Raw genomic sequence first — 14,225 nt, 5'->3', positions numbered from 1 at the left:
CGCTCCCACAGTGGGTCTGTTGTGGCCACACAATCTGTGTACACCAGAGATCCATGTGGGAGCGAGCTTGCTCGCGAGGGGCCTTTGGATCAGCCCCCCATCACTTCAACGCCGGATCCCCCATGTTCATTTTCTTCCAGCCTTGCAGTAACACCTGCGCCTTCGGTTCCTGCCCGTTATCCAGGTAGTACTGGATCAACGACAACCGGGCATTGCGATTTGCCGGTTGCACTTTCAGCAGCCGCTCCAGCTCTTGGCAGGCCTCATCGACCTTGCCGCTGTCGTGCAACGCCACCGCCAACACGTAACCGTATTGGGCGTTCTGAGGCTCCAGTTGTGCGGCTTTGCGCAGGGCCGGCATGGCCTGGGCTGATTTGCCCGCGCGCACCAGCGACAGGCCTTGAGTGTGTTGCAGCAGGGCGGCATCCGGATGTGCTTTCAGGCTCTGCTCCAGCAGCGTCTGAGCTTCCTGACTGCGTCCGTTCGCCTCCAGCCATTGCACCAGCGTCACCAGCGCCGGGTAGAAATCCGGATCGCGTTTGAGTGCGGTGCGCAGCAGCGCTTCGACTTCGTCGCTACGACCGCTGGCCTGATAGAGCATGGCCAGGTTGAGGTTGGCTTCGGCGCGTTCGGCCAGGCTCTTCTGGACTTCCTCGTATTCAGCGATGGCTGCATTCCAGTGGTCCTGGGCGCTGCCCAAGCCATTACGGGCCACGCTAAGCAGATCCCGGGCTGCGACGATCCGCACAGCCTTCACCGGATCACTCAGCAACGGCGTTAGCAGCGACGCACGCTCCGGTGGCGGCAGGAACGCGCTGATCGCCCGAACGGCGCTTTCACGCACTTGTGGGGCCGGGTTGTTCAAGTCCTTGGTGGCCAGTTTCAACGCCTGTTCGCTTGGGTACAGCGGCAACTCGGCGAGTAGGGTCGCGCGCTGAATCGCTGGCAAATTGCTGCGTTGAAGCTGCTCGTACAAGGCTTGTGCCGCGCCGGGCTGACCGTTGCGAATCAGCCACAGGCTTTCGTCGTAACGCGGTGCCTGCGCGGTGGTGGTGTTCCAGAGCTTGAATTGCTCGGTGACCTTGTCGCCAGCCTTGCCCTGGTGACAGGTCAGGCAAGCATCCGGGGTGCCGAGTTTTTTCGCCCGCTCAGGGTTGGGGATGCTGAAACTGTGGTCATGCCTGAAGTCATTACCCATGTAGAACTTGCCGGGCATGTGGCAATCCATGCACTGCGAACCCGGCTGGCCCATGGTGTGGCGGGTGTGTTCGATGGAATCGTAGTTCTTCGCTTGCAGCCCTTTGCCGTCGACGCCGTCCACCGAAGTCTTGCCGGCGGTGTTGTGGCATTGCAGGCAGACACCGTTGTCCGGTGCCTTCAGCTCGGTGCTGTGCGGGTTGTGGCAGTTGCTGCAGCGCACGCCCTTGTCGAACATTTTGCTCTGGGCGAAGGAGCCGTGTTCGAACACTTCGTCCTTGATCTTGCCGTCCAGCGCATACAACTCGCGGGTCAGGGTACTCGGCAGGTAGTCATCCATCAGACGCTTGCCGACGGTGAAGCCATCGCCCAAAGGCGCGCGGCGCGAGTGGCAGCGGGCACAGGTTTCGATTTCGACAGTGGCGTTCTTGTCCTTCAGGTCGAGGGCAAAACCGGCATGGACCATGTCACCTTTTTTTGCCGTCCATTCCAGGTGATTGGAAGCCGGACCGTGGCAAGCCTGACAGCCGACACCGAGGCTGTTCCAGTGACTGTCGAAGGTGTTTTTCGCGGCATCGAAATTGCGTTTGTAACCGGTGGTGTGGCACTCGACGCACATGAAGTTGGCGTTCTGGCTCGGCTTGCTCCAGTGCAACGGGTCTTTGAAGTTCACACCCTGGCCCGGATAGAGGTGAAACCAGCGGTGCTTCTCGGTATCCCAGGCCACGCCGAGGGCCTGCAACCGACCTTCGCCGACCTCGATCAGGTATTGCTGCAACGGCGCGATGCCGAAGGTGTAGGCGACCTTGAAGTCGGCATTCTTGCCGTCAATGCCGGGGGTGTTGACCCAGAATTCGTCGCCCTTGCGCGAGAAACGGGTGGTTTCATTTTCCGCTTTGAAGGAGACGTTATTGAAGTCGCCCAGCATCGTCTCGGCATTGGCTTCCTGCATTGCCAATTGGTGATGGGAGCCTTGCCAGTCCTTGACCTGCTCGCTGTGGCAGCCTTGGCATTGTTGCTCATCGACCATCGTTGCCTGCGCCACGGCGACCGGCTGCGGTTTGGCCGGCTGAGCGACCGGAGCGCTGACAGGCGCATAAGTCACGGGGGCCGGTTTGCTGCTGAACAGAAACCAGCCGATGCCCGCGACGGCCAATAGCAAGACGCCGAGGGTGACGGGAAACAGGTAACGGTTAATCAAGGTCGGTGGCGAATCAGGGTTTGTCTGTACCGCTTTATTTTTATGTTTCGGCATTGCGACTTCCATAGTCCGGGTGCGTTTGCCGTCAGGCGCGCGTTCAAGCTCGACGCGACTTTGCCGGATGGCCGGCGTCTGTCAAATGACGGTTGTGATTTACTGTGTAGCGTTGCCACCCTCGGGTGCCACGGTCATGGTGATGCGCTGGGTGGACCCCAAACTCGACATCAACAAATTCACCAGTGTTTACATCGAACCGACCCAGCTCTATCCCAAACCTCAACCGACCGTGAAAATCCCTCAGGCGACCCTGAACGGAATCACCCGTTACTACGATCAGGCACTCAAGCGCGAAATCGGTAAATCCCTGCCGTTGGCCGCAGGTCCTGGTCCGGGTGTGATCGTGGTGCGCGCCGCCATCACCGCCGTGAGCAGCAAGACTGAAAGCCTGAAGCCCTATGAAGTGATCTCGATCGCCCTGGTGGCAGAGCGGCTGTGAACACGGCCAGTGGCATTCGCGCTCAGGAAACCGACCTAGCCACTGAGGCACTCGTGGGAATGATCGTGGAGGCGCAGCATCACTCACCGACAGGTCGCCGCCTGAACGCCGAGTTTGTCACGGAGTTCTTCCTGTCACAGCGCGTAGGAAACCAGCGGCAAGGCCCACAGATAACTTTGGGTCGCCTTTTGGAAATCCAGCTCGGCGTAAAGCCTGGCGATCGATTCTTGGGTCGGCGATTCGCCTGCCATCGCGATCTTGCCGATCCGCATATCGAGGTCCCGAGCACCGACGCCGCAACTGACGAACATCGTCATCAGGCTGAAACCGGCTGCGCGAATTGCAACGTGCATATCAAAGTCCTCATACCGAAGGTGACGTTGGTCCCGGCGAGCTGTGCGAATTGCAGTAGGCCATCGCCGTTGCTGTAGCCGCCGTTTGGGTGGGGGCGAGTGTTGATTGGCACGGTGGCGCGCAGCAACTGCGCCACACCAATAATATCGCCGGGAGCGAGGGTTAAGTGCCACGCATTAGAACGTCATTGGTGTGGATATTGGTGTCGTGAGGCGCGGGCGTGTAGTCATCCTGGAGGGTGGGTACCGGGCCTGTAGGACACTCTGTTGAAGCTAGCAGCTGACGCCGGGTTCGCCAGCCGAAGGGGGAATCCTTGGTTTTTTGTACACGTTTGCGTGAGTTCCGTGTACTAAAAAGTTGTTGGGAAACAGGGGGTAGAGATCCATGGACTGCCGATGTGGCGAGGGGGACAAGCCCCCTTGCCACATTGATTGGATTATTCAGCGTTTTTTCGCCTGCTCGCGAAGTCGCTCCTCCTGCTCTCGCAACTCCGGTGTGAACTCAGCCCCGAAATCTTCGGCCTCGAACACCTGGCGAATCTCGATCTCGGCGTCGGTGCCTGGCATCGGGTTGGGGCAGCGCTTGACCCACTCGATTGCCTCTTGTTTCGACTTCACCTGCCAAATCCAGTAGCCGGCGATCAGTTCCTTGGTTTCGGCGAACGGGCCGTCGATCACCGTGCGCTTTTCACCCGAGAATCGCACCCGGGCGCCCTTGCTGCTGGGTTGCAGGCCATCGCACTCGATGAGGATGCCGGCTTTGACCAGCTCCTCGTTGTAGTTGCCCATCGCGGTCAACAGTTCCTCGCTGGGCATCACACCGGCCTCGGAATCCTGGCTGGCTTTCACAATGATCATGAATCGCATGGTCTTATCTCCGCTGGATGTTAGTGATTCACAGGTTAGTCGAATGGCCGTCGCTTGAATCGACAGCGCTGGCTGCCTTGCATGCATCCGATCCTGTGGGAGCGAGCTTGCTCGCGATAGCGGTGTACCAGTCGACTGTTAGTCCGCTATCGCGAGCAAGCTCGCTCCCACAGGTTTTGTGTTGATTGTTAGAGTTGTATCCAATTTAGGGGGCGACACTTCACAATTTGTATCTGGGCATAGGTCGTCGGGCCATTTCGTGGTTAACTTCGGCCTCTTCAAAATTCTCTACAACAACGTTCAGAAGGACTCCGTTCATGGCTCAAGTCACTCTTAAAGGCTCCCCGGTTCAAGTCAACGGCCAACTGCCACAAGCCGGTTCCAAGGCGCCAGCCTTTTCCCTGGTTGCCGGCAATCTGTCCGACGTGACCCTGGCGAGCTTCGCCGGCAAGCGCAAAGTGCTGAACATCTTCCCAAGCGTCGATACCCCGACCTGCGCGACTTCGGTTCGCAAGTTCAACGCCCAGGCCAGTGATGTCGCCAACACTGTCGTGCTGTGCATTTCCGCTGACCTGCCGTTCGCTCAAGCGCGCTTCTGCGGCGCCGAAGGCCTGGAAAACGTACAAAACCTGTCGACCCTGCGCGGTGCCGAGTTCATCGAGAACTACGGCGTTGCCATCGCTGACGGCCCGCTCAAAGGCCTGACGGCCCGTGCCGTCGTGGTTCTGGACGAAAACGACAACGTTCTGCACAGCGAACTGGTCAAGGAAATCGCTGAAGAACCGAACTACGAAGCGGCACTTGCCGTTCTTAAATAAGTAAAGCATTACAATTGTTAACGGCCTGGCACTGTCCAGGCCGTTTTCATTTGTGATTCAGTGTCTTGGCAAAACATCCTGTTACGTAAGCCAAAGGTAAATTGCCGGTAAAGCCGCTTTGCTTAATGCCCGCCAGTGCTTATCGTTCAGCCTCCTGTAGAAGAAGCCCACGCGCCCAATGGTTGATCATTCCATGCAATCCTCCGTTTCCCGTAGTCCCCGTCGCTGGCTGTTCGGCCTGCTTGTCCTGTTGGTCATCGCTGGCCTGTGCTGGAAATTCTGGCCCGCCGGCACTGCCCAAAAAGAGGGCGCAGGGCAAAAAGCCGTTGCCGGCCATACCGGCAGGTCGGGGGGGATGCGTCCAGGTTTCGGCGGGGCGACCGGACCTGTTCCAGTGCGTGTCGCGCCAGCAGTCAAGGGCGACTTCCCGCTGTACTACAAGGCGCTGGGCACCGTGACGGCGCTGAACACCATTAATGTGCGCAGCCGCGTCGGCGGTGAACTGATGAAGATCTCCTTCGAGGAAGGGCAGATGGTCAAGGCTGGCGATCTGCTGGCTGAAATCGACCCGCGTCCTTACCAGAACGCCTTGCTTCAGGCTGAAGGCACGTTGCTGCAGAACCAGGCACAACTGAAAAACGCCCAGGTCGATGTGGAACGCTATCGCGGCCTGTATCGCGAAGACAGTATTGCCAAGCAGACCCTGGACACCGCCGAAGCGCTGGTGGGCCAGTATCAGGGCACGGTCAAAACCAATCAGGCGGCGGTCAACGACGCCAAGCTCAATCTGGAATTCACCAAGATCCGCGCCCCGATTGCCGGGCGTGTGGGCTTGCGTCAGCTGGATGTCGGCAACCTGGTGGCGGCCAACGACACCACCGCGCTGGTGATCATCACCCAGACCCAACCGATCAGCGTTGCCTTCACCTTGCCGGAAAACAGCCTGGAGACCGTGCTGGCCCGTTATCGCACCGGCGCCAAACTGCCCGCCGAAGCCTGGGACCGTGGCGACACCAAGTTGCAGGCCACCGGCGTCTTGCAGAGCCTGGACAACCAGATCGACGTCACCACCGGCACCCTGAAATTCAAGGCTCGTTATGAGAACCGCGATCAGGCGCTGTTCCCGAACCAGTTCGTCAACGTCCACCTGCTGGCCGACACCCTCAAAGACGTGGTGCTCGCACCTTCGGCAGCGATTCAGTTCGGCACCAACGGCACGTTTGTCTACGCCTTGGACGGCGACAAGAAAGTCGCGATTCGTCAGTTGAAAGTTGGCGCCAGTGACGGTGAAAACACCGTGATTACCGAAGGCCTGGCCCCCGGGGATCGCGTGGTCCTTGAAGGCACTGACCGCTTGAAGGAAGGCAGCGAAGTGGAAGTGGTCAACGACACCAAGGATGTACCGACCACCCCGACCGAGCACCTGCAAGGCAAATCGGCCGCCACGGTGCCTGACGCGACGACCACCGACAAGGCGAAGAAGGGCGGCGCATGAACATCTCGCGGCTGTTCATCCTTCGCCCGGTCGCCACGACCCTGAGCATGCTGGCCATCATCCTGGCCGGCGTGATCGCCTATCGGCTGTTGCCGGTGTCGGCATTGCCTCAGGTCGATTACCCGACCATCCGCGTCATGACGCTGTATCCCGGTGCCAGCCCGGATGTCATGACCAGCGCCGTGACAGCGCCCCTTGAGCGTCAATTCGGGCAGATGCCCGGCCTGACCCAGATGGCTTCGACCAGTTCCGGCGGTGCTTCAGTGCTGACCCTGCGTTTCAGCCTCGACATCAACATGGATGTCGCCGAGCAGCAGGTGCAGGCGGCGATCAACGCCGCGACCAATTTGCTGCCCAAGGACCTGCCGGCGCCGCCGGTGTACAACAAGGTCAACCCGGCGGACACCCCGGTGCTGACGCTGGCCATCACCTCCAAGACCATGCTGCTGCCCAAGCTCAATGATTTGGTCGACACGCGCATGGCACAGAAAATTGCCCAGATCAGCGGCGTCGGCATGGTCAGCATTGCCGGCGGCCAGCGTCAGGCCGTGCGGATCAAGGTCAACCCCGAGGCGCTGGCGGCCAATGGCTTGAACCTGTCGGACGTACGCACCTTGATCGGCGCGTCCAACGTCAACCAGCCCAAGGGCAACTTCGACGGCCCGACCCGGGTGTCGATGCTCGATGCAAACGATCAACTGACCTCGCCCAAGGACTACGCCAACCTGATCCTCGCCTACGCCAACGGCGCGCCGTTGCGGCTCAAGGACGTGGCGGAGATCGTCGATGGTGCGGAAAACGAACGTCTGGCGGCGTGGGCCAATGAAAACCAGGCGGTGTTGTTGAACATCCAGCGTCAGCCTGGCGCCAACGTCATCGAAGTGGTCGACCGGATCAAAGCCCTGCTGCCGAGCATCACCGACAACCTGCCGGCCGGTCTCGAAGTCACCGTGCTGACCGACCGCACCCAGACCATCCGCGCCTCGGTCACCGACGTGCAGCACGAATTGTTGATCGCCATTGCGCTGGTTGTGATGGTGACCTTCCTGTTCCTGCGTCGGGCCAGCGCCACGATCATTCCGTCAGTGGCCGTGCCACTGTCGCTGATCGGCACCTTCGGCGTGATGTACCTCGCGGGTTTCTCGGTCAATAACCTGACCCTGATGGCACTGACCATCGCCACCGGTTTCGTGGTGGACGATGCGATCGTCATGCTGGAGAACATTTCCCGATTTATCGAAGAGGGCGACAGCCCCCTGAATGCGGCGCTCAAGGGCGCCAAACAGATCGGCTTCACCCTGATCTCCCTGACCCTGTCGCTGATTGCAGTACTGATTCCGTTACTGTTCATGGCCGACGTGGTAGGGCGGTTGTTCCGCGAATTTGCCATCACCCTGGCGGTGGCGATCCTGATCTCCCTGGTGGTGTCCCTGACCCTGACGCCAATGATGTGTGCGCGGCTGCTCAAGCGTGAACCGAAGGAAGAGGAACAGGGCCGTTTCTACCGGGCCAGTGGCGCCACAATTGATTGGATGATCGCGGCTTACGGGCGCAAGTTAAAGTGGGTTCTCAAGCATCAACCGCTGACCCTGATGGTGGCCATCGGTACGCTGGCGTTGACTGTGTTTCTTTACATGATAGTGCCCAAGGGCTTCTTCCCGGTGCAGGACACCGGGGTGATCCAGGGGATTTCCGAGGCGCCGCAGTCGATTTCCTTTGCTGCGATGAGCGAGCGTCAGCAGGAATTGGCCAAAGTGATCCTGGCGGACCCGGCGGTGGAGAGCTTGTCGTCCTACATCGGCGTCGACGGTGACAACTCGACGCTCAACAGCGGTCGTCTGCTGATCAACCTCAAATCCCACAGTAACCGCGATCTGAGCGCCACCGAGGTGATCGCACGTCTGCAACCGGAACTGGACAAGCTCCCCGGCATACGCCTGTTCATGCAGCCGGTGCAGGACCTGACCATCGAAGACCGCGTCAGCCGGACTCAATACCAGTTCAGCATGTCGTCGCCGGATTCCGAGCTGCTCAGTCTGTGGAGTGGTCGTCTGGTGGAAGCCCTGGCCCAACGGCCAGAGCTGACCGACGTCGCCAGCGATTTGCAGGACAAGGGCTTGCAGGTCTATCTGGTGATTGACCGCGATGCGGCGTCGCGGGTCGGTGTGTCGGTGTCGAACATCACCGATGCGCTGTACGACGCCTTTGGTCAGCGGCAGATTTCCACCATCTACACCCAGGCCAGCCAATACCGCGTGGTGCTGCAATCGCAGGCCGGCGAGAAGATCGGCCCGGATGCGCTGAATCAGATTCACGTGAAAACCACCGACGGCGGACAAGTACGCCTGTCCAGTCTGGCGCACATCGAGGAGCGTCAGGCGCAGCTGGCGATCACTCATATCGGTCAGTTCCCGGCAGTGATGATGTCCTTCAACCTCGCGCCCGGCGTGGCGCTGGGGCATGCGGTGGAGATCATCGACCAGGTGCAGAAAGACATCGGCATGCCGATTGGCGTGCAGACCCAGTTCCAGGGCGCGGCCGAGGCATTCCAGGCGTCGCTGTCGAGCACCTTGCTCCTGATTCTGGCGGCAGTGGTGACCATGTACATCGTGCTCGGCGTGCTCTACGAGAGCTACATCCACCCGATCACCATTCTCTCGACCTTGCCCTCGGCGGCGGTTGGAGCCCTGCTGGCGTTGCTGTTGAGCGGGAATGATCTGGGAATGATCGCGATCATCGGCATCATTTTGTTGATCGGTATCGTGAAAAAGAACGCGATCATGATGATCGACTTCGCCCTCGACGCTGAACGCAATCAGGGCATGGACCCGGAAACGGCGATCTATCAGGCGGCGCTGCTGCGTTTCCGGCCGATTCTGATGACCACACTGGCCGCGTTGTTCGGCGCGGTACCACTGATGCTGGCGACCGGCTCCGGCGCGGAACTGCGTCAACCGTTGGGTCTGGTAATGGTGGGCGGCTTGTTGGTGAGTCAGGTGCTGACGTTGTTTACCACTCCAGTCATCTATCTGTATTTCGACCGCCTCGGTCGGCGCTGGGGTCGCAAGCCTGAAGCCGTGGAAGCGGCAGAACAGCCATGAACCTGTCCGGACCTTTCATCAAGCGCCCGGTCGCGACGATGTTGCTGAGCCTGGCGATCCTGCTGCTGGGCGGCGTGAGCTTCGGCCTGTTGCCGGTGGCGCCGTTGCCGCAGATGGACTTCCCGGTGATCGTGGTTCAGGCGAGTCTGGCCGGTGCGAGCCCGGAGGTCATGGCCTCGACGGTGGCCACGCCGTTGGAACGCTCCTTCGGCGCCATCGCCGGGGTCAACACCATGAGCAGCCGCTCCAGCCAGGGCTCGACCCGGGTGATTTTGCAGTTCGACCTGGACCGCGACATCAACGGCGCGGCGCGGGAAGTGCAGGCGGCGATCAACGCTTCGCGCAACCTGCTGCCGAGCGGGATGCGCAGCATGCCGACCTACAAGAAGGTCAACCCGTCCCAGGCGCCGGTCATGGTGCTGTCGCTGACCTCCGACGTACTGGAAAAGGGCCAGCTCTACGATTTGGCCTCGACGATTCTGTCCCAGAGCGTGTCTCAGGTGCAGGGCGTCGGCGAAGTGCAGATCGGCGGCAGTTCCTTGCCGGCGGTGCGCATCGAACTCGAGCCGCAGGCGCTCAACCAGTACGGCGTGGCGCTGGACGATGTGCGCAACACCATCGCCAACGCCAACGTGCGCAGGCCAAAAGGGTCGGTCGAAGATGGCCAGCGGTTGTGGCAGGTTCAGGCCAACGATCAACTCGAGAAAGCCAAGGATTACGAGTCGCTGATCATTCACTACGCGGACGGCGCGGCCTTGCGCTTGAAGGACGTGGCGAAGGTCAGCGACGGCGTCGAAGACCGCTACAACAGCGGCTTCTTCAACAACGACGCGGCGGTACTGCTGGTGATCAACCGTCAGGCCGGCGCCAACATCATCGAGACGGTCAACGAAATCAAGGCTCAACTGCCGGCGTTGCAGGCCGTGTTGCCGGCCAGCGTGAAGCTGAACGTGGCGATGGACCGGTCGCCGGTGATCAAGGCGACCTTGCACGAAGCGGAAATGACCCTGTTAATTGCCGTGGCGCTGGTGATTCTGGTGGTGTTCCTGTTCCTCGGTAACTTCCGCGCCTCGCTGATTCCGACCCTTGCGGTGCCTGTCTCGCTGGTCGGCACCTTTGCGGTCATGTACCTCTACGGATTCTCCCTGAACAACCTGTCGCTAATGGCGCTGATTCTGGCCACCGGGCTGGTGGTGGACGATGCCATTGTGGTGCTGGAGAACATTTCGCGGCACATCGACAAAGGCGTACCGCCGATGAAGGCCGCGTACCTGGGGGCGCAGGAAGTCGGCTTCACCTTGCTGTCGATGAACGTCTCGCTGGTGGCGGTGTTCCTGTCGATCCTGTTCATGGGCGGGATTGTCGAAAGCCTGTTTCGCGAGTTTTCCATCACGTTGGCGGCGTCCATCGTGGTGTCGCTGGTGGTCTCCTTGACGCTGACCCCGATGCTCTGCGCCCGCTGGCTCAAGCCCCATACACCCGGTGAGGAAAACCGTTTGCAGCGCTGGAGTCAGCGCGCCAACGAGTGGATGGTCGGCAAATACGCCACAAGCCTCGACTGGGTGCTGCGTCACCGCCGGTTGACCTTGCTTAGCCTGATAGTGACAGTCGGCGTTAACATTGCGCTGTATATCGTTGTTCCTAAAACATTTTTACCTCAGCAGGACACCGGCCAGCTGATCGGTTTCGTGCGCGGCGACGACGGGCTGTCATTCAGTGTGATGCAGCCGAAAATGGAAACCTTCCGCCGTGCCGTGCTCAAGGATGACGCGGTGCAAAGTGTCGCCGGCTTCATCGGCGGCACCAACGGCACCAACAATGCATTCATGCTGGTGCGGCTGAAACCGATCAAGGAGCGAAACATTTCTGCGCAAAAGGTCATCGAACGCCTGCGCAAGGAAATGCCCAAGGTCGCCGGTGCGCAGCTGATGCTGATGGCCGATCAAGACCTGCAGTTTGGTGGCGGTCGTGAACAGACCACGTCCCAGTATTCCTACATCCTGCAAAGCGCCGACCTTGGCGAGTTGCGCGAGTGGTATCCGAAAGTCGTTACCGCACTCAAGGCGTTGCCGGAGCTGACGGCGATTGATGCCCGTGAAGGCCGTGGCGCCCAGCAGGTGACCCTGATCGTCGATCGTGATCAGGCCAAACGCCTGGGTGTCGACATGGACATGGTCACCGCAGTGCTGAACAACGCCTACAGCCAGCGGCAGATTTCGACGATTTACGACAGCCTTAACCAGTATCAGGTGGTCATGGAGGTCAATCCCAAATATGCCCAGGACCCGATCACCCTCAAACAGGTTCAGGTGATCACCGCTGACGGCGCGCGGATTCCGCTCTCGACCATCGCTCATTACGAAAACAGCCTGGAAGACGACCGCGTCAGCCACGAAGGCCAGTTCGCCTCCGAGAGCATTTCCTTCGACATGGCCGAAGGCGTGACGGTGGAGCAGGGCACTGCGGCCATCGAGCGGGCTATCGCCAAACTGGGTATGCCGGAAGACGTGATCGTGAAAATGGCCGGCACCGCCGACGCCTTCGCCGCGACCCAGAAGAGCCAGCCTTGGATGATTCTCGGCGCGCTGGTGGCGGTGTATCTGGTGCTCGGTGTGCTGTATGAAAGCTATATCCATCCGCTGACCATTCTCTCGACCTTGCCGTCGGCCGGGGTCGGTGCGTTGCTGTCGATCTATGCGCTGGGCGGTGAGTTCAGCCTGATCTCGTTGCTCGGGCTGTTCCTGCTGATCGGCGTGGTGAAGAAGAACGCCATTCTGATGATCGACCTGGCGTTACAGCTGGAACGGCATCAGGGCATGGCGCCGCTGGAATCGATTCGCAGCGCTTGCTTGCAACGTCTGCGGCCTATTCTGATGACCACACTGGCGGCGATCCTCGGCGCGTTGCCGTTGCTGCTGAGCCGCGCCGAAGGTGCGGAAATGCGTCAGCCGCTGGGCCTGACCATCATCGGCGGGCTGATCTTCAGCCAGGTGCTGACCCTTTACACCACCCCGGTGGTTTACCTCTATCTCGACAAACTGCGCCATCGCTTCAACCACTGGCGTGGGGTGCGTACCGATGCTGCTCTGGAAACTCCGCTATGACTGACCGTTCGCTTATCACTCTGGCTGCACCGCTGGTAACGGCCCGAGGCTCGCGTTTGTTGAGCCTGGCGCTGTGCGTGGCGATGCTCAGCGCCTGCGCCATCGGCCCGGATTACCAGCGCCCGCAAGCGGCTGCGCCGGCGCAATACAAGGAAGCGGCAGGCTGGCGTCAGGCCAATCCCGGCGATTCTCTGGCCCGTGGCGCCTGGTGGGAGTTGTATGGCGATCAGCAGCTCAATGGCCTGATCGAAAAACTCAACAGTTCCAACCAGACCGTCGCGCAATCCGAGGCCCAGTACCGTCAGGCCCAGGCCTTGGTGCGCAGTGCCCGTGGCGCGTTTTTCCCGACCGTGGACCTGACCGTCGGGAAAAACCGCTCCAGCCAGGGCACCGGCAGCAGCAGTTCGAGCCTGACCAGTTCTTCCAGCGGGATTCGTGACACTTACACCGCACAGGCCGGGGTCAGTTGGGAAGCGGATATCTGGGGCAAACTGCGCCGTGGACTTGAGGCCGACACCGCCAACGCCCAGGCCAGTTTTGCCGATCTGGCGGCGATGCGCTTGAGCCAGCAGTCGGAACTGGTGCAGAACTATCTGCAACTGCGCGTGATCGACGAGCAGAAACGCCTGCTGGAAGCGACGGTCGAGGCCTATCAGCGCTCGCTGACAATGACCGAAAACCAATACCGCGCCGGTGTCTCCGGCAAGGACGCGGTGGCTCAGGCTCAGACTCAGCTCAAAAGCACCGAGGCTGACATGGTTGATTTGATCTGGCAGCGCGCTCAATTCGAGAACGCCATTGCCGTACTGATCGGGCTACCGCCGGCCGAGTTCAGCCTGGCAGAAACCAAAGACATCCCTGCGTTGCCCGAGATACCGCTGAGCCTGCCTTCGCAATTGCTCGAGCGCCGCCCGGACATCGCCTCCGCTGAACGTTCGGTGATGGCTGCCAACGCCAACATCGGCGTGGCCAAGGCTGCGTATTACCCGGATTTGACCCTGAGCCTGAACGGCGGCTATAGCAGCAGTACCTATGCCAACTGGATCAGCGTGCCGAACCGCTTCTGGTCGGTCGGACCGCAATTGGCCATGACCGTGTTCGACGGCGGTCAGCGCTCCGCGGAAGTTGACCGCAGCGAAGCGGCCTACGACGAGACCGTGGCCAAGTACCGCCAGACCGTGCTCGATGGTTTCCGTGAGGTGGAAAACTATCTGGTGCAGCTCAAGGTCCTGGAAGACGAAGCGGGCGTGCGCCAGGAAGCACTGGACGCGGCGCGAGAGTCCTTGCGCCTGACCCAGAACCAGTACAAAGCCGGTGTGATCGCTTATCTGGGCGTGGTGGTCGTTCAGGCCACAGCGTTGAACAATGAACGCAGCGTACTGAGCCTGTTGCAGAGCCGGTTGATTGCCAGTGTGCAGTTGATCGCGGCGCTGGGCGGTGGCTGGGATGGTCAGCTACAGGTGAGCGACAAAGAATAGCGACACATTCTCTGACGGCAAGTCGAGACTCCGTAGCAGCTGTCGAGCCTGCGAGGCTGCGTTCGGCTGCGTAGCAGTCGTGAAATCAGACGACACGGTGTTTCAGGAAGACCGC

Annotated in this window: 7 protein-coding genes and 3 pseudogenes; 6 read left to right on the top strand and 4 right to left on the bottom strand. The window is 60.4% G+C overall.

Annotated elements, in window-relative coordinates; translation table 11 throughout:
• Positions 1 to 100: 100 nt before the first annotated feature.
• A complete protein-coding gene (locus tag E3W21_RS19940; RefSeq protein ID WP_134421574.1) occupies positions 101 to 2,452 on the bottom strand; it encodes a tetratricopeptide repeat protein in 2,352 nt (783 codons plus the stop codon).
• Between the two features lie 109 nt (positions 2,453 to 2,561).
• Between E3W21_RS19940 and E3W21_RS19935 the strand changes: the two are divergent.
• Positions 2,562 to 2,947 (top strand): annotated as a pseudogene (locus E3W21_RS19935) (DUF3313 domain-containing protein); the annotation flags it as partial.
• Between the two features lie 84 nt (positions 2,948 to 3,031).
• On the opposite strand, the pseudogene E3W21_RS19930 reads toward E3W21_RS19935, so the two are convergent.
• The 3 genes and pseudogenes from E3W21_RS19930 to E3W21_RS19925 form a co-directional block, all read right to left on the bottom strand.
• A pseudogene (locus tag E3W21_RS19930) lies at positions 3,032 to 3,247 on the bottom strand (DUF1254 domain-containing protein); the annotation flags it as partial.
• 59 nt (positions 3,248 to 3,306) lie between these two features.
• Positions 3,307 to 3,497: pseudogene (locus tag E3W21_RS32400) on the bottom strand (hypothetical protein); the annotation flags it as partial.
• Positions 3,498 to 3,688: 191 nt separating this feature from the next.
• Complete coding sequence (locus tag E3W21_RS19925) at positions 3,689 to 4,114, bottom strand: YciI family protein (RefSeq protein ID WP_129443873.1); 426 nt, start codon at positions 4,112 to 4,114, stop codon at positions 3,689 to 3,691.
• Positions 4,115 to 4,431: 317 nt separating this feature from the next.
• Between E3W21_RS19925 and tpx the strand changes: the two genes are divergently transcribed.
• From tpx to E3W21_RS19900, 5 genes are all read left to right on the top strand, one after another.
• Positions 4,432 to 4,932, top strand: a complete 501-nt coding sequence (gene tpx, locus E3W21_RS19920) for a thiol peroxidase (protein WP_008150862.1) — start codon at positions 4,432 to 4,434, stop codon at positions 4,930 to 4,932.
• Between the two features lie 178 nt (positions 4,933 to 5,110).
• Entirely contained in the window at positions 5,111 to 6,427 is a 1,317-nt protein-coding gene (locus tag E3W21_RS19915; RefSeq protein ID WP_129443875.1) for an MdtA/MuxA family multidrug efflux RND transporter periplasmic adaptor subunit, read from the top strand.
• A complete protein-coding gene (locus E3W21_RS19910; protein WP_134421573.1) occupies positions 6,424 to 9,528 on the top strand; it encodes an MdtB/MuxB family multidrug efflux RND transporter permease subunit in 3,105 nt (1,034 codons plus the stop codon). Before E3W21_RS19915 ends, E3W21_RS19910 begins: the two co-directional genes overlap by 4 nt.
• Positions 9,525 to 12,632 carry an efflux RND transporter permease subunit gene (locus tag E3W21_RS19905; RefSeq protein WP_134421572.1) on the top strand — a complete coding sequence of 1,036 codons (3,108 nt, stop codon included), beginning with the start codon at positions 9,525 to 9,527 and terminating at the stop codon, positions 12,630 to 12,632. The genes E3W21_RS19910 and E3W21_RS19905 overlap by 4 nt, the downstream gene beginning before the upstream one ends.
• Entirely contained in the window at positions 12,629 to 14,110 is a 1,482-nt protein-coding gene (locus E3W21_RS19900; protein WP_134421571.1) for an efflux transporter outer membrane subunit, read from the top strand. The genes E3W21_RS19905 and E3W21_RS19900 overlap by 4 nt, the downstream gene beginning before the upstream one ends.
• The last annotated feature ends 115 nt before the right edge of the window (positions 14,111 to 14,225 follow it).

The organism is Pseudomonas sp. F01002 (genome assembly GCF_004402115.1).
Classification (GTDB): Bacteria; Pseudomonadota; Gammaproteobacteria; order Pseudomonadales; family Pseudomonadaceae; genus Aquipseudomonas; species Aquipseudomonas frigoris.
This window is presented reverse-complemented; position numbering and strand designations above follow the sequence as displayed.